At 63.2% G+C, this 16,278-nt stretch carries 14 protein-coding genes; 11 read left to right on the forward strand and 3 right to left on the reverse strand.

The window, feature by feature from the left end; genetic code table 11:
• Window positions 1-108: 108 nt before the first annotated feature.
• Complete coding sequence (locus AC3ANQ_RS06090) at window positions 109-1,146, reverse strand: substrate-binding domain-containing protein (RefSeq protein WP_488305266.1); 1,038 nt, start codon at window positions 1,144-1,146, stop codon at window positions 109-111.
• A 474-nt stretch (window positions 1,147-1,620) separates the two neighbouring features.
• On the opposite strand from AC3ANQ_RS06090, the gene AC3ANQ_RS06095 reads away from it, so the two are divergent.
• Window positions 1,621-1,968, forward strand: coding sequence for a GntR family transcriptional regulator (locus AC3ANQ_RS06095; protein ID WP_488304262.1), 348 nt, complete (start codon window positions 1,621-1,623; stop codon window positions 1,966-1,968).
• 97 nt (window positions 1,969-2,065) lie between these two features.
• On the opposite strand, the gene AC3ANQ_RS06100 is transcribed toward AC3ANQ_RS06095, so the two are convergent.
• Window positions 2,066-2,920 (reverse strand): ATP-binding protein, encoded by an 855-nt coding sequence (locus AC3ANQ_RS06100; RefSeq protein WP_488304263.1) that lies wholly within the window; start codon window positions 2,918-2,920, stop codon window positions 2,066-2,068.
• A 695-nt stretch (window positions 2,921-3,615) separates the two neighbouring features.
• Between AC3ANQ_RS06100 and AC3ANQ_RS06105 the strand changes: the two genes are divergently transcribed.
• The 10 genes from AC3ANQ_RS06105 to AC3ANQ_RS06150 all read left to right on the forward strand — a co-directional run bounded on the left by AC3ANQ_RS06105 (window position 3,616) and on the right by AC3ANQ_RS06150 (window position 14,792).
• Entirely contained in the window at window positions 3,616-3,999 is a 384-nt protein-coding gene (locus AC3ANQ_RS06105) for a RidA family protein (RefSeq protein ID WP_488304264.1), read from the forward strand.
• A 298-nt stretch (window positions 4,000-4,297) separates the two neighbouring features.
• Window positions 4,298-4,726 (forward strand): hypothetical protein, encoded by a 429-nt coding sequence (locus AC3ANQ_RS06110; protein ID WP_488304265.1) that lies wholly within the window; start codon window positions 4,298-4,300, stop codon window positions 4,724-4,726.
• Between the two features lie 328 nt (window positions 4,727-5,054).
• Complete coding sequence (locus AC3ANQ_RS06115) at window positions 5,055-5,528, forward strand: DUF805 domain-containing protein (RefSeq protein WP_488304266.1); 474 nt, start codon at window positions 5,055-5,057, stop codon at window positions 5,526-5,528.
• A gap of 285 nt (window positions 5,529-5,813) precedes the next feature.
• A complete protein-coding gene (locus tag AC3ANQ_RS06120; protein ID WP_488304267.1) occupies window positions 5,814-5,966 on the forward strand; it encodes a hypothetical protein in 153 nt (50 codons plus the stop codon).
• A gap of 43 nt (window positions 5,967-6,009) precedes the next feature.
• Window positions 6,010-7,017 carry a Gfo/Idh/MocA family protein gene (locus AC3ANQ_RS06125; protein WP_488304268.1) on the forward strand — a complete coding sequence of 336 codons (1,008 nt, stop codon included), beginning with the start codon at window positions 6,010-6,012 and terminating at the stop codon, window positions 7,015-7,017.
• Window positions 7,018-7,255: 238 nt separating this feature from the next.
• Window positions 7,256-8,302, forward strand: coding sequence for a LacI family DNA-binding transcriptional regulator (locus AC3ANQ_RS06130; RefSeq protein ID WP_488304269.1), 1,047 nt, complete (start codon window positions 7,256-7,258; stop codon window positions 8,300-8,302).
• 89 nt (window positions 8,303-8,391) lie between these two features.
• The gene (uxaC, locus tag AC3ANQ_RS06135) at window positions 8,392-9,798 is read left to right on the forward strand and encodes a glucuronate isomerase (RefSeq protein ID WP_488304270.1); all 1,407 of its coding nucleotides are present in this window, start codon (window positions 8,392-8,394) and stop codon (window positions 9,796-9,798) included.
• A gap of 86 nt (window positions 9,799-9,884) precedes the next feature.
• Window positions 9,885-11,231 (forward strand): mannitol dehydrogenase family protein, encoded by a 1,347-nt coding sequence (locus AC3ANQ_RS06140; RefSeq protein WP_488305267.1) that lies wholly within the window; start codon window positions 9,885-9,887, stop codon window positions 11,229-11,231.
• Window positions 11,228-12,457 carry a D-mannonate dehydratase ManD gene (gene manD, locus AC3ANQ_RS06145; RefSeq protein ID WP_059387443.1) on the forward strand — a complete coding sequence of 410 codons (1,230 nt, stop codon included), beginning with the start codon at window positions 11,228-11,230 and terminating at the stop codon, window positions 12,455-12,457. The genes AC3ANQ_RS06140 and manD overlap by 4 nt, the downstream gene beginning before the upstream one ends.
• Window positions 12,447-14,792 (forward strand): gluconokinase, GntK/IdnK-type, encoded by a 2,346-nt coding sequence (locus AC3ANQ_RS06150; protein WP_488304271.1) that lies wholly within the window; start codon window positions 12,447-12,449, stop codon window positions 14,790-14,792. The genes manD and AC3ANQ_RS06150 overlap by 11 nt, the downstream gene beginning before the upstream one ends.
• A 379-nt stretch (window positions 14,793-15,171) precedes the next feature.
• Here AC3ANQ_RS06150 and AC3ANQ_RS06155 read toward each other — a convergent pair whose 3' ends face one another.
• Entirely contained in the window at window positions 15,172-16,257 is a 1,086-nt protein-coding gene (locus AC3ANQ_RS06155; RefSeq protein WP_488304272.1) for an inositol-3-phosphate synthase, read from the reverse strand.
• Window positions 16,258-16,278: the final 21 nt, after the last annotated feature.

Genomic DNA, 16,278 nt, shown 5'->3' on the forward strand with positions numbered 1-16,278 from the left:
CTGTGTTCGGGCCATCTAGCAGGCCCTGGTGTTGCTGTTCATGTGACGCGGGTTTGGTGTTGGTATGCGGGGCCCGGAGTCGAGCCCCGCATACCTCGCGGCGTTTCGTTACCAGCGGACGCCTTGCAGGTCCTTGGCCTTGAGGTTGTCCACGTTGGTCTTGTCGATGAGGCCGTTACCGCCGGAGTTGAGGTCTGCCGGTGAGAGTCCGAAGTCCAGTTGGAGGCTGGCCTGGAGGACGGTCTGGAACCCTTGGACATAGCCTTGTTGGTCGGCGGTGGCGATGATGCGGCCTGAGGTGATGCCGTCGATAACCTGCGGGGAAGTGTCGAAGCCGATGATCGGGGTTTTGACCCCTGCGGCGTCCTCGGCCGCAACCGCGTTGCGGTGCGGGGTGCCGCCCAGCGGGACAACCGCCTTGACGTCTTTGTTGGCCGTCAGCCATGAAGTCATCGAGTCGAGGGCAGCCGCGTCTTCACCCGAGGTGCGCAGGTAGGTGCACTTGGCGCCTACGGCCTTGAGCGCGTCTTCGACGCCGCCGCCGCGTTGGATGGCGTACTGCTGCGTGGGCTCTTCGGCGGCGCACAGGACCTTGTCCCCTGCGCCGATCTTGACTTCCTTCAGCAGGCGCTGGCCGACAAGCTGGCCGACCTGCCTGAAGTCCTGACCGACAAACGCCTTGATGCAGGACTTAGCGTTGGCGGAGGGGGGAACGTTGAAGGCATACACGGAGATCCCTGCCTTGGAGGCCTCGCAGGCCGCCCCTTCCCAGGACGGGTCGTTGAAGGGCACGAAGATCGCGGCGGGCTTGTTGGCGATGGCGGAGTTGATGAGGTCGCCCATCTTGGCCGCGTCCCCGCCGGCGGTCTGCTCAGTCATCTTCAGGTTGCCCAGCTGGGCTGCGTCCTTGGCTCCGGTGGCCATCTGGTTCCAGAAGGCGTCGCCGGCAGGGTCGTAGTAAGTCAAGAAATACACTGACCGGTTCTGAGCGTGGCTACCGAAGCCATCTTTCAGTGACGCTGTCCCGGAGGTGCTGCCGGCGCTGCCGGAGCTGTTGTTGCTGCATGCGCTGGCGAACAGAAGAATGGCAGCTCCAGCGGCGGCCAGGCCGACACGGGTCGCCTTCTGTCGAGTGGTGGTCTTCATTGACACGTCCAAGTCCTTTCATGGCCCCGCAAATCCGCCTGCCGAGGCCGGTGACGGGTTTCTTGCATGGACACCCTGTGGCGTCCATCACAACCAGTAGACATTTCGCGCGTTAGATATGTCAAGAGTTTGTTCTGACATTTGGAAAAGTTCCCTGTCGACCAGTCGGGTCAGCACTCCCAAACATTCGGCATTCTCATGGGCGTTTAGGTGGTCAGACCAATTGTCAGATTGACCGAACATACTACTTTCGCGTGTTAGTATTAGTGACGCAGGTCACGAGAGGTCCGCGCCATACGACAAAGATGTCCCATGGAAACCACGCCCTCGAACTGAATCCCGAGACCAACTGTCCCTCCAGTCGGGGTCAGAAGGCCCCGGCAGCGCTGGAGCGGATCTCGTGGACCGGCATGCCCGCTGCAGACATGCGCATTCGTCCAAGAGGGCCGCTTCTACAAACGGGAAGGAGGAATTGTGGTTTCAATCGTGGACGGGAACGCGCCGGACCCGCGTGGCTGCGTCCACGACCGGCCGAAGCGGTTCCCCGCTCAAGAAGGGGATCCTGCAGAGCCAGGTGTTCCCTTCGCGCAGGTACTGCGGTTCAGGCGGTACGGACCCGAGCCCCTGTACTACCAGCTCGCCCAGAGCATCGAGGAGTCGGTCGCTTCCGGTGAAATCCCTCACGGAGCCAGGCTCCTTCCCGAGTTGGAAATGGCACACGAACTCAGGCTCGCCGTTTCGACGGTGCGCCGTGCCTGGTCATACCTTGAGGACAAAGGCATGCTGGTCCGAACCCAAAAGAGTGGAACCTTCATCCGGTGAGCGGCGGTCACCTTCGCAGGCAACGCCAAGCCACGCATCCCCGACGCATTGCCGCTCCCGGGCTAAGGACCAGGACTCAAACTCCGGCCAGCCTGAATCAGGAGTCCGTCGCCGGACGGGCGGGGTCAGGTTGGCTGATTCTTGCGCAGGTACTCTCGCAGTCCGGGAATGGCGAAGTTGGTCTTTCCGTTGGATCAGGAACGGGTAGCCTCCGGTGGTTGCAGCTGCCGTGTGCACCAGATTGGGAGCGATGGTGATCCCGGCGGTGGCGAACGTTTCCGTGAAAGATGTCTCGACATCGCGCACCGCGGCGGCATGGAGATCGATCTTGTCGGCTCTGCGAAGGAATGTTGCCACGCCCTCGTTCAAGGTCCGATACGGCTGAGGGCAGGTCTGCGAAGATCAGTGCGATGGGCAGACGGTCCTGGATGAAGTGCTGGACGTTGGCCGCCAGCTGGGCCAGCTGGGCCAGCTCGGCGCGCTCGGCCGCATGGATCTCATCGACGGTGATGAGGAGCCCGGTCCCGCGTTCGTCCAGAAGCCTCAGGAGCGTTTCCCCCAGTTCCCACCAGTCCACCTGGCGTTCGGGCGAAAGCTGCGACGTGACACTGAACCCGGCAACCGAAATCCCCGTGATACGACGACGGGATTCGGGTTGGCCGTCAAGCTCCTGGATTAGTCGCCGCATTTTTTCGCCGATCCGGCCCATGAAGGTTCCGGTCGCGGTCTCCGCCACCACGGCCCATCCGTGCTCCAGAGCCACGTCATGGGCCGCTCCAAGCATGACTGTCTTGCCGATGCCGCGAGCACCAGTGAAGGTTGACAAGAGCCCAGGGGCTCCGCAGCCGAGCCGCAGACCATATTCGAATTCATCCAGAAGCCCGGTCCGGCCGATGACTTCCGGTGGGGTAGCTCGGGCCGTGGGCCGGAACGGGTTCTCTATGTCGAGCACGCCACGTTCCTCAGGTGAATCTGGGTGAATTTGGTGAATTTGGTGAATTTGGGAATCCGGGTGAATTTGGTGAACTTAGGACGATAGTTACTCGCGCTTGCCGGACCGCGCCACTGACGAGTCTCCTAGAGGCCGCGGCAGCGGAAGGCCGGCTGAAGCCGCACGTCACCCATGGCTCACTATGCGGACTTTTGTAAGCGGCAACCGTGTCTGTAACCGGCCCCCGGGGAGGTCAACCGGCTAGCGCCGGCCTGGGGTGGCGTAGAGATTAGTAGCCGGATCAACAATTGCGCCGAGCCGGTCACCGACGCTCAGAGATCCATCCCGGGCGCACGTGTAGACCGCTTGGAACGGCGTGATCCCTGGGCCGGAGAATTGAATCGTGAGGGCGATGATCCCAGGATCCTACAGTTCCTGCAAACACATAGGAGCCGAGCGTGTACGTAGGGCAGGTCTGCAACAATTTCAAAATCATTCCTTCGGATTGTTTTACGAGCCAGCGATCGTCACATCCGAGCGCAAGGCCTTTGCGCCGCTTTTGTGGTTTGCCGGTTCACTCCGCATTATCGATGCAGTTGAGGAGCGGTCCCGGTCCCAGCAGCACCCATGGGTGGAGAGGTTCCCATGGTCCAGACACCCCTTGCCGGGTCTGCCCGCAGCTGTGGGCAGGTTCTTTTCAGCCGAGGTGCTTTCATATGGGCCGTCTCGAGGTCCCTGCGGGGCAGCGGCTGTTATTCATCAGCGGGCAGATTCCGGAGACAGCTGAGGGATTCGTGCCGGACGACACTGAGAGCCAGTGTCGTCTGATCTGGCGCCATATTGCGTCCTGTCTTGACTCGGCTGGGATGAGCGTGACCGATCTGGTCAAGGTGACCACTTTCCTTGGCAGCAGAGACTTTGCCGAAGTCAATACGGCGGTTCGGCAGGACGTACTTGGTGAGCATCGTCCGGCTTTGACAGTGATCGTTACGGACATCTTCGACACCAAGTGGAAGTTGGAGATTGAGGCTTGCCGCCACGTCGACATAGTCGTCGACACGAAGCGAGCTGCCACCCGTACTTGGGCTGCGCTGGGGTGAGGTGGGTGCCCCCAGATGATCAATCTGGCCGCGTCGGCACGCGACCGACGTCTTCTCGCTAATACAGAACTTCAAGACCTTCTTCGGGACGGCGGGTGTTCGGGGCAGAGCGGAAAAATTTCGAAGAAACCTTCCCCGGCCCGTGACTTTTCCGGGTGGTGCATCGATTACCGGGGTGTGGGCCGCAGGGGCGGCCGTGTCCGGAACGTCGACAGACCGAATCCATGGAGGGTCTCATGTCCTTTTTCACAGCGCTCACGGGCAGCAAAACAGCTGCCGGAGTTTTGGACGCACAACCATGAACGCCGTCGGGATAGGGCCCGTCACCACCAAGGACACAGGCGAGGTAATCCCCGCCGTCGTGGTCCTAGGCGATTATCGCATTCACGATGGATACGGCTGGATGGATCTGATCAGGGAACACGGATGGGCCGCCATCCCAAACTGGGGGGCCGATGGGTGGAACCTGGGCCAGTGGCCCTTTGTCATCGTCGCAGCCACCCGCACCGCAGACGGCGCCGGCAATCTGTTTGGGGTCGCCAGCTACAGCGACGGTGACGTGACCTGTACGTACTACAGGACGGAAGCCAGACAATGGGATGAGATCACCAAGCACGCTCACTACTGGTGGAGGAACGGTCAGGCACACGCCCCCGCTGACCTCCCCGAGGACGCCGCCGAGCTCCTGGGTCGGTACCGCCAGCCCTGCACCGGCCTTTTCAGCTAACCCACCTCGATGCCGTTGCACTCCCCACTCACCAGGGCCACGGGCAGTGAATCGGCGATTCTCGGAACTATGTGTCGAAACGGGGTTTTGTGGCTTGGCCACTCTCCACATACATCGCGCACAGAGTTTCCGCTTTCCAAAACAATCACCGGGCCAAGTGGCGGTGAAGGGAAAAAGAGCGCGGACAAAGGACCTGCGACCGGCGCGTCTTATCAAAAAACGAACGCAATATTCCGACACGCCGTTGGAATTTCACCTGCAGGACAACTCTGCGGGCGGTTTAGAGCCCTACGATAAATCGTAATCACTCGTCTATAGAGGAGATCCATTGTCGTACCAGCAGCAACAGACCGTCCCTGCCGGCAGCGCCGTCCCGCTTTGGGCCCCGTACTATGGTGCGCCCATCGGAGAGGCCGCACGCCGGTTCTTCAAGAAATACGCCACCTTCACTGGCCGCGCCAGCCGCAGCGAATACTGGTGGTGGACCCTCATCGCCGCCGTCGTGAGCATCGTGCTGAACATCATCACGTCCGTGGCCGGCTCCGCTGGCGCCACCGTCAGTGACTCCGGAACCATGGTTCCGGGTCCCGGCGCGATCATCGGCGTCATCCTCTTGGTCATCTGGGGCCTGGCCGTCATCGTCCCGTCCCTGGCCCTCGTCGTTCGCCGCCTGCACGATGCGAACTTCAGCGGCTGGATGATTCTTATCGGCCTTGTTCCGTTCCTCGGTGGACTGGCCTTGCTTATCTTCATGTTCCTTCCGCCTAAGCCGGAAGGCCAGCGGTTCGACGTCCCCGCCTAGCCTCACGGCAGCGGTAACACTGAAGGCCACCGGTGTCATGCCGGTGGCCTTTGGTGTCGGTTCGAGACTCACCCTTTCCGCAGTGGACAGCAGCGGCATAGTTGCCAACTTGTGGCAATCGGTTGTCAAGTCGGTCCGGTCTGGCTAGACTCGGGGAAGCGCATGCCCGTGAACAACGAATCAGCGCCGGCTGCCGCCTTGCGGGCGGGCGGATCCAAAGGAGATTTCCGTGAATGACGTAGGGAACCTGTCCGGTTCGGCGACGAAATAGACCGCGATCCCAACGTGCAGGCAGCCGTCCTGTTGGCCCTTGGAGCCAGCCACATCGAGGTGCGTAGCACCCACGAACTGGGCGGATTCTCCGGGCCCCTCGCCTTCGGTTCTGCAGCTCGTGCCTTTGCGGCACTCGCGGCTAAGAACGGTGTTGCCTTGGCCTAAGGGCCGGTACGTTCAAAGGAACACATCTTTCGAGGGAGCAAGAATGCCTACAGCAGCAGTCATCGGTTGCGGTGATGTATCGAGCGTGCACTTCGGGGCGATCGCCAAGATGGACGACGTCGAACTCGCGGCAGTCTGCGACACCGCTCCCGTGCGTCTGGAGGCGGCGGAAGCCGCGTATGGCGTTGAGGGGTACGCGAACTATCTGGAGATGCTCGAGGCGGTGAGGCCCGACGTCGTGCATATCTGCACTCCTCACCACCAGCATGCCTCGCTAGCGGTGGAATGCCTTGAGCGCGGCGTCAGCGTGATTGTCGAGAAGCCGCTGGCCCACACTCTCGAAGAGGGGCGCCGTGTGGTGGAGGCGGCCGAACGGAGCACGACGAAGATCGCCGTATGTTTCCAGAACCGCTACAACGCGACGTCGCAAGCGATGCGGAGAATGCTCGACGACGGCGGGCTGGGTCAGGTTCTGGGCGCCTCGGCAACCGTGATGTGGCACCGGACGCCCGAGTACTACCGGGACCGGCCGTGGCGCGGCACCTGGGCTGAAGGAGGCGGTGGCCTCATGATGAACCAAGCCATCCACACCGTGGACCTGCTCCAATGGCTGGTAGGTGACGTGACAAAGGTGGAAGGCCATGCCTCCACACGTTCCCTGGGCGGTGTGATCGAGGTGGAGGACACCGCGGAATTCGTCGCCGGGCACGCCAACGGTGCAACCAGCGTCTTCTACGCCACCCTGGCGAACGCCACCAATGCACCCGTGACGCTGGACGTCGTGACCGAAAAGGCCATCCTCAGCCTTCGCGGCGACCTCAACATCATTTACGCTGACGGCACCGTGGAAACCATCCCCGAACGGGCCTTGGAATCAGGTGGGCGTGCGTACTGGGGCGTATCCCACGAACTCCTGGTCAAGGACTTCTACGCCAAGCTCGAGGATCCTGCTCCGTTCTGGATCAGCCCTGCTGAAGCCCAAAAATCACTGAGGATCGTGAAAGACATCTACGCGCAGAGCTACCCGGAGATTTCCGGGCAGGTGAGCTAACTACTTGGCCACGTGGGCCCGCAACACGACGGAGGACTCAGGGAGGTCTCCCTCGATTTTGACGAAGAGGAGTACATGCGCGAGCTCAACAAGCGCATCAGGGAAGAAGGTAAGTTCCCTAAGCGCTACTAATGAGAAGTGCGCTCGCAGTTAGGCGCGCATTTGGGCTGGACGGTCGCCAGCCGATTGATTGGCAACCGTCCTGCTTATTGTTGCCATGCACGGCTACGATGGAGCCGTGACCCAAGCGACGAACTCCGGAGCAGCAACTGTCCCAGCCAGGCGTGCACGCGGGGAGAAATCTTCACCGACCATCTACGACATCGCGAAGCTCGCGGGGGTCAACCCCTCCACGGTCTCGCGCGCGCTGAGCAAGCCGGGGCGGGTCAGTGCCAAGACCCAGAAGATCATCGAGGATGCCGCCGAGCAGCTGAACTACCGGGTGAACCCGTTCGCCCGGGCGCTTCCCACTGGCCGCACCCAAACGATCGGGCTGATCGTCGCGGATATTACCAACCCGACGTTCTTCGACATTATCCGCGGCGCGGAGACCACGGGATCCGCACGGGACTACACCCTGGTGTTGGCTGAATCCGCGGAGTCGTCGGAAACCGAGCTCACCGCGGCCCGCCGGATGTTGAGCACCGTGGACGGCCTCATTCTGGCGAGCCCGCGTATGGATGATGAACAGATCCGTGCTTTGGCCTCGGAGAAGCCGGTGGCCGTTATCAACCGCGAAGTGGACGGCGTGCCCTGCGTGGTTCCGGACGTGAACAAAGGCATCAGCCAGGCTGTGCGGAGCCTTGCCGCGAATGGGCATCAGAAGCTCGCCTACGTTGCCGGCCCGCCGCAGTCTTGGATGTCCCGCCGCCGTTGGGAGGGAGTCCAGGATGCCTGCGGGTGGTACAAATTGGGGGCGGTCCGTTTGGAATCGTCGAAGCCAACTGTCGACGGCGGTCGCCAAGTAGCGCGCGACGTCCTGGAGAGCGGCGCGACGGCGGTCATCACTTATAACGATCTTCTCGCCATAGGCCTCATGCAGGAATTACAGGCCGCCGGTATGCGCGTTCCCGACCAGATCAGCATTGTGGGCTTCGACGACATCTTCGGGGCGGACTTCACGACCCCCGCACTCACTACCGTCAGGTCACCCTTGGGGGAGTGCGGGTCCCGCGCCGCAGCCCTGCTGCTGGATATGCTGCTCGGCCATGAGGGGCCCGGGGGAGTGGTTCACGTGGATACAGAGCTCGTGGTGCGCGGCTCCAGCGGACGGCTGCTCGCCTAGTTTCAAGCGATCCTCGAGGATAGTTGCAACGAGATGGCAAAAGATGGCAACCGGTTGACATACTGCCTCCCCGGATCGAAAATTGACCTATGTCACAGTCGATCGCAGCCAACCCTGACCGCCTCCTGCCTGCGGATCCCGGGACGCGCAGCATTGCGCGCTCCTTGCTGGAGCGCGTCCAGGACCTGCCCATCATCTCTCCGCACGGCCACGTTGACGCCGCCGTCATCGAGCACAACACGCCGTTCCCTGATCCGGCCGCGCTCCTGGTCAGCCCGGACCACTACGTCACCCGCTTGATCCACGCCAGCGGAGTCTCCATGGACAAGCTGCGCGCGGGGGGCGTCAGCGGGTCCGAATCGCGGGAGATCTGGCGAACCTTCGTCCAGGCCTGGCCCGTCTTCGAGGGCACGGCCTCGGGCTACTGGCTGCGCACGCAGTTCGAAAGCGTGTTCAAGCTCGGCGGGGATCTCGGCGACATGTCCGCCGACGCCAGCTACGACGCCATTGCCGCCAAGCTCGTGGAGCCCGACTTCCGTCCCCGCCAGCTCTTCAAGGACTTCAACATCGAGGTCCTGGCCACCACGGACGATCCCTTGGACAGCCTGGCGAGCCACAAGGCTATCGCCGACGACCCTTCTTTCAATGGCCGCGTCCTGCCCACGTTCCGCCCGGATGCCTATCTGAACATCGCGCACCCCACGTGGAGCGCCAACGTCGACCGGCTTGTCGATTCCGCCGGAGACGGCGCCGCGGGCTACACCGGCTACATCAAGGCCCTGGAAAACCGTCGTCGCTACTTCGTGGACCATGGCGCGGTCTCCGCGGACCACGGCGTCCTCACCCCGGCAACGCTCAAGCTGGACCGTACAGACGCCGAGCGGATCTTCCAACTCGCGCGTGCCGGCAAGGCCACGCCCGCGGACCGCAACACCTTCGAAGCCCACATGATGTACCAGATGGCAAGGATGTCCGTCGAAGACGGCTTGGTCATGACGATCCACCCGGGTTCCTTCCGTAACCACCACCAGCCCACCTTTGATGCCTACGGTGCGGACACCGGCCACGACATCCCGTTCGCCACTAACTACACCGAGGCGATCCGGCCCCTGCTTCAGGACTTCGGCACGGCCAAGGACTTCCACCTGGTGCTGTTCACGCTGGACGAGACCGTATTCTCCCGCGAACTGGCACCCCTGGCAGGGTTCTATCCGGCCGTGTACCTCGGAGCACCCTGGTGGTTCCTTGATGCGCCGGATGCCATGCTCCGCTTCCGATCCGCCGTCACCGAAACCACCGGCTTCTCGCGGTCCTCGGGCTTCATCGACGACACACGCGCATTCTGCTCCATCCCGGCCCGGCACGACGCGTCCCGCCGGATCGAAGCCTCGTTCCTCGCCCGCCTCGTTGCCGAGCACCGGGTCAGTGAAGCCCGCGCCCACGAACTCATCGTCGACGTCGTCGACTCCTCACCCCGAAGGGTATTCAAGCTGTGACCACCGAACTCAAGCAGCCCACAGAACTGCCCCGCTTGAGCCGTGCCGTCAGGCCCACAGACAAAGCTCCTGTGCGCATTGTGCACATGGGACTGGGCGCATTCCACCGCTCGCACCAAGCGTGGTACACACAGCATGCCGGCGACGCAGCAGAATGGGGCATCGCCTCCTTCACGGGCCGCCACCCGGACGCCGCAGAGGTCCTGGCTGCCCAGGATGGCCTCTATACCTTGGTGGAGCGTTCGGACGCGGGTGATTCTTTCGAAGTCATCGGCAGCATTGTCGAGGCTGTTGACGGTGCCGACGTCGAGCGTTTTGTCGAGCTTGTCGCTGCCCCACTGACGTCGGTCATCACGCTCACCATCACTGAGGCCGCCTACCGGCTTGGAGCCGACGGCAAGCTGGACAGCCAGGCACCGGACGTCGCGGCGGACCTCGCCGTGCTCGCTGGCGGTTCTTCTTCCGGCGAGCCGTCGACGCCGTTGGGCCGCCTCGTGCTGGGACTGGCCGCGCGCCGCGATGCCGACGCCGGCCCCCTCGCCGTCGTCTGCTGCGACAACCTTTCCAACAACGGGTCCGTGGCCAGAAACGCCGTGGTGGGGATGGCGCTGGCGTTCGACGCCGGGCTCGCCGCCTGGATCGACGCCAACGTTAGTTTTGTCAGCACTTCCGTTGACCGCATTACGCCGCGTACCACCGAAGCCGATATCGACGCCGTCGCTGCCGCCTGCGGATACCGCGACGAATCGCCCGTGGTCGCCGAGCCCTTCCGCGACTGGGTCCTCAGCGGGGACTTCCCCGCCGGGCGCCCGCACTGGGAAGACGCCGGCGCGATTTTCGTGGACGAAATCGAGCCGTACGAGAACCGCAAGCTGTGGCTCCTCAACGGCGCCCACTCGCTCCTTGCCTATGCCGGACAGCTGCGAGGCCACAAGACCGTGGCGGAAGCCCTCGCTGACGAGTCCTGCCGCCGGGCGGTGGAAGACTTCTGGGGCGAGGCCGCTGCCAACCTCGACGGCGACGCGTTGCGCATCCCCGAGTACCGGGCTGCCCTCCTGGAGCGCTTTGGGAACTCCCGGATCGCCCACCATCTGGCCCAGATAGCCATGGACGGCAGCACCAAACTGCGCATGCGGGCCGTACCGGTCCTCCGCGCCGAACGTGCCGCCGGCCGAAGCGGCGAAGCGGCTGCGCGCATGATCGCCGCCTGGTCTGCCTACACCGCCTCCGCAACCGGACTTCAGGACCCGCGGGCGGCAGACATCGCCGCGGCCAACGCGCTTGGGGGCCGTGCCCGGCTCGAGGCGCTGCTCGGCCTCGTGGATCCGGAACTGGCCGCCGACCCCGGGATCGTGGAACTTGTCGCGGAGATGTCCGGGAGCTTCGGCACCGAGGCAGGGATTCTCATTTCAAACGAAAAGGAAAAGCTGTGAAAATCATTGCCGCTGAAGTCTTCGTGACCAGCCCCACCAGGAATTTCGTGACCTTGCGGATCACCACCGAGGACGGCGTGACCGGCATCGGCGACGCGACCCTGAACGGCCGTGAACTCGCGGTGGCCGCGTACCTGAAGGAACACGTCGCGCAGCTGCTGATCGGCAAGGACCCGCACCGCATCGAGGACACCTGGCAGTTCCTCTACCGGTCCTCGTACTGGCGCCGCGGCCCGGTCACCATGGCAGCGATCGCCGCCGTCGACATGGCCCTGTGGGACATCAAGGGCAAGGTGGCCGGACTGCCGGTCTACCAGCTTCTGGGCGGCGCCTCCCGCAACGGGCTCCGCGCGTACGGCCACGCCTCGGGCGCGGACATCCCCTCCCTGTTCGACTCGGTCCGGGAGCACCTGGAGCTGGGCTACAAGTCGATCCGGATCCAGACCGCGATCCCGGGCATCAAGGCCGTCTATGGCGTGGCCGCCCAGGCGCAGGCCTCCGGGGAGCGCTACGACTACGAACCCGCCGGCCGGGGTGCGTTCCCGCAGGAGGAGGACTGGGACACCCGTGCCTACCTGCGCCACCTGCCTACCGTCTTCGAGGCCGTGCGCAACGAATTCGGTCCGGAAATCCCGCTGCTCCATGATGGCCACCACCGCATGACCCCGATCCAGGCAGCCAAGCTCGGCAAGGCCCTGGAACCGTACGATCTGTTCTGGCTCGAGGACTGCACCCCGGCCGAAAACCAGGAAGGGCTGCGCCTGGTCCGCCAGCACACCACCACGCCGCTGGCCATCGGTGAAATCTTCAACACGGTCTATGACTTCCAGACCCTCATCAAGGAACAGCTGATCGACTACGTCCGGGCCGCGTCCACGCACTTCGGCGGAATCTCGCCGCTGAAGAAGGTCATGGACTTCGCCGCCCAGTACCAGATCAAGTCCGGTTTCCACGGCCCCACCGACATTTCCCCGGTCGGTTTCGCCGCCCAGCTGCACGTGGGCCTGGCCATCCACAACTACGGTATCCAGGAGTACATGCAGCACTCGGACAAGACCAACACGGTCTTCGAGCAGTCCATGACCTTCACCGACGGCTACCTGCACCCGGGCGACAAGCCGGGCCTCGGCGTCGAATTCAACGAGGAAGCCGCCAACTCCTTCCCGTACCAGCAGGCCTACCTGCCCTACAACCGCCTCGTCGACGGCACCGTTCATGACTGGTAGGAACGCCGCCACGGCCGGTGATCCGGAGGCGGCCCCGGAAGCACCGCGCCGCATTGTGGTAATGGGTGTTTCCGGTTGCGGCAAGACGACCATCGGGGACCTTGTCGCCCGGGAGCTGGGGGTTCCGTTCCTCGACGGCGATTCGCTCCACCCCGTGGAGAACGTTGCCAAGATGGCTGCCGGAACTCCGCTGACTGATGAGGATCGCTGGCCGTGGCTAGCGACGGTTGGAACAGAACTTGCGAACGCAGGAAATGGCGGGCTGGTGCTTGCCTGCTCGGCCCTGCGTCGCAGCTACCGGGACGCCATCCGTGAGAAAGCCCCGGACACCATCTTCCTGCACCTGCACGGCAGCAAAGAGGTGCTTAGGGAACGGACAGAAGGGCGCACTGGCCACTTCATGCCGCCCGCCCTGCTGGATTCGCAGCTCGCCACCTTGGAACCGCTCGACGCCGACGAGGCCGGGGTCGTCGTGGATATCGCAGCCCCCGTCAGCGAAGTGGTGGCTGAGGCGCTCGCAGGAATTGCCGCCGTCGGCCGTTCCACGGCTCCGGCAACCAAGGGCGCCGGGGCCGAGGGCACCCAAGCGCGCCAGTTCGACGTCGAACTTCAGGCGGCGCCATTCAACCTCGATGACGACGCCGTTGCATGGGTGGAATCCACGATCGGCGGCATGAGCCTCGAGGAGAAAATCGGGCAGCTCTTCATCAACCACAACAACGATTACTCCCCGCAGTACCTCGACGGCGTGCTGGAGAACTACCATGTGGGCGGCATGCGGTACAAGCCGGGTCCCTCCGCCGCCGTGCAGCAGCACATCCGCTACGCCCAGTCCAAAACGCGCGTCCCGCTCCTGGTTGCGTCCAATCCGGAAATGGGGGGAGCCGGAAGCTGCGACGATGGAACTTTTGTGTCGACGCACCTGCAGGCCGGCTCGCACCCGGATAAGTCCATCGCCCGGAAAATGGGTCAGGTTGCTGGAGTGGAAACCGCGGCTCTGGGCTGCAACTGGGCCTTCGCACCGATCGTGGATATTCATTACAACTGGCGGAACACGGTCATCTCCACCAGGGCCTTCGGGAACACGCCGGAAATCGTGGTGGAGCGCGCCAAGGAGTACTTCGACGGAATCAGCGAATCGCCCACCGCTTGTGCCATCAAGCATTTCCCGGGCGACGGCGTGGACGAACGGGACCAGCACGTGGTTACGTCCTACAACACGCTCGGGTACGCGGATTGGAATTCCAGCTACGGGCACGTTTACCGGGAGATGATCGGCCACGGAGTCCAATCGATCATGGTTGGACACATCGGAGCGCCCGAGCTCACCCGGCACTTCCGTCCAGGGACGGAGGACAAGGACATCCTGCCCGCCACCCTCGCTCCGGAGCTACTCCAGGATCTGCTCCGTGGTGAACTCGGCTTCAACGGCTTGATCCTCACGGATGCCTCACAGATGATCGGCCTCACCCAGGCGATGAAGCGCAAAGACCTGGTTCCGGCCACTATCGCCGCCGGCTGCGACATGTTCCTGTTCTTCCGCAACCCCGCGGAGGATTTCCAGTACATGACGGACGGCTACAAAACAGGAATCATCACAGAGCGGCGCCTCCACGATGCGCTGCGCCGGATCCTGGCGTTGAAGGCCAGCCTGGGCTTGCATAAGAAGCTCCCGGAAGAATTGACGCCGCCGCCCGCGGCGCTCCGGGTGATTGGCAGCGACGCCCATCTTGCCGTCGCCGCCGAGATCGCAGACAAGACCGTCACCCTGATCAAGGACACCGCCAGCAACCTGCCTATCACGCCGGAAACGCACAAGCGCATCCGCCTGTACGGCATCTCCGGCGGTTCCGATTTCACCCGGGCGGATCCGCTGGCCTACTTGGACACGGTCAAGGAAGAGTTGGAAAGCGCAGGCTTTGAAGTCCACGTCTTCAAGACGGCCGAGCAGCGTGAAGCCGCGGGGGAGTCCGGAGTGAACTTCATGCGCGTCATCTCCGACGAAGCGACCGGCGACTACGCGGACAAATACGACGCTGCCTTCGTCTTCGCCAATGTCAAGGGCTTCGCCCAGGAAGCTGCCATCCGCATCAAGTGGTCCAGCCCCATGGCGGCGGAAATCCCCTGGTACGTCACTGAGGTCCCCACGGTGTTCGTCTCCCTGAACCAGCCGAACCACCTGATCGATGTGCCGATGGTCAAGACTGCCATCAACGCCCACGCGGGGACTCGCGAGGCCATTCGGGCCACCATCCAGAAAATCCAGGGCAAGTCCGAGTTCCAGGGAACGTTCAACGAGAACGTGTTCTGCGATTCGTTCGATACCCGGCTCTAGCGGCGGCCGTCTTTAGCCTGGACGGCCATTCCCAGCAGCATCGGGGTGTGACAGTCCAGGCCGGGCGCCTCCGGAAGAGGGTGGGTAAGGGGTTCGAATCTCCTGAGCTCCACCGTAGATGTCTTATTCGAACCTCTGGCCGAGCAGATGTCGATTAGTCATGACAAGCAAAATTCTGGGCTGCCTCTCGCATTTGACGCCTCCGCATCGCTGGGGCATCTTTGTGTCCCATTTCATCGCGTGCTCAGGCGCCTGAGTGCGACAGGGCGCCGCCCACGAGGCGGACATTTCCGACGGTGATGCGGACGACGGTCTCGGCCGCGGTTACGGGGTGAGGACGTCCTCGCTGCTGGCGGCGGGAGTCACTCTCATTTCTCTTTCAGGCAGTTTCGTCGCCCCGGATGAAGGCTTCGACCTTTTCGCGGGCGAGGTCGTCGTTGAACTGCTCCGGCGGGGACTTCATGAAGTAGCTGGAAGCGGAGAGCAGCGGGCCGCCGATGCCACGGTCCAGGCCGATCTTGGCGGCGCGGATGGCGTCGATGATCACGCCGGCGGAGTTCGGGGAGTCCCAGACCTCAAGCTTGTACTCCAGCGATACCGGAGCATCGCCGAAGTTGCGGCCTTCGAGGCGGACGAACGCCCACTTGCGGTCATCGAGCCAGGCGACGTAGTCGGACGGGCCGATGTGGACGTCGTCTGCGTGGAGCTTGGCCTCGACATTTGAGGTCACGGCCTGGGTCTTGGAGATCTTCTTGGATTCCAGGCGGTCGCGCTCGAGCATGTTCTTGAAGTCCATGTTGCCGCCGACGTTCAGCTGGTACGTGCGGTCCAGGGTGACGCCGCGGTCTTCGAAGAGCTTGGCCATGACGCGGTGCGTGATGGTGGCGCCGATCTGGCTCTTGATGTCATCGCCCACGATCGGCACACCAGCCGTGGTGAACTTGTCTGCCCACTCCTTGGTGCCTGCGATGAACACGGGCAACGCGTTGACGAAGGCGACGCCAGCATCGATGGCGCACTGCGCGTAGAAGTGCGCCGCTTCCTCGGAACCAACCGGCAGGTAGCAGACCATGACGTCGGCCTTGGCTTCGCGCAGTGCGGCGACGATGTCCACTGCCCCTTCCGGAGCCTCGACGATGGTCTCGCGGTAGTACTTGCCCAGGCCGTCCAGGGTGTGGCCCCGCTGCACGGTAACGCCAGTAGAAGGGACATCGGCGATCTTAATGGTGTTGTTCTCGCTGGCGCCGATTGCGTCGGCAAGGTCGAGGCCGACCTTCTTGCTGTCGACATCGAAAGCAGCGACGAACTGGACATCGTTGACGTGGTACTTGCCGAACTCAACATGCATCAGACCCGGAATCGTGGCCTGGGGGTCGGCATCGCGATAGTAGTGGACACCTTGGACCAGCGAAGCGGCGCAGTTACCTACACCGACAATGGCGACACGAATCGGATGTGAAGACACGGAACTCCTTTGAGAGCGGTT

Source organism: Arthrobacter sp. DMZ02-1R (assembly GCF_057747935.1).

Bases quoted from the DNA above. Each gene is read 5' to 3' on its own strand.
- AC3ANQ_RS06105 (WP_488304264.1), top strand. From the start codon at position 3,616: ATGGGCCGTCTCGAGGTCCCTGCGGGGCAGCGGCTGTTATTCATCAGC.
- AC3ANQ_RS06110 (WP_488304265.1), top strand. From the start codon at position 4,298: ATGAACGCCGTCGGGATAGGGCCCGTCACCACCAAGGACACAGGCGAG.
- AC3ANQ_RS06150 (WP_488304271.1), top strand. From the start codon at position 12,447: ATGACTGGTAGGAACGCCGCCACGGCCGGTGATCCGGAGGCGGCCCCG.
- uxaC (WP_488304270.1), top strand. From the start codon at position 8,392: ATGTCACAGTCGATCGCAGCCAACCCTGACCGCCTCCTGCCTGCGGAT.
- AC3ANQ_RS06125 (WP_488304268.1), top strand. From the start codon at position 6,010: ATGCCTACAGCAGCAGTCATCGGTTGCGGTGATGTATCGAGCGTGCAC.
- AC3ANQ_RS06140 (WP_488305267.1), top strand. From the start codon at position 9,885: ATGGGACTGGGCGCATTCCACCGCTCGCACCAAGCGTGGTACACACAG.
- AC3ANQ_RS06090 (WP_488305266.1), bottom strand. From the start codon at position 1,146: ATGAAGACCACCACTCGACAGAAGGCGACCCGTGTCGGCCTGGCCGCC.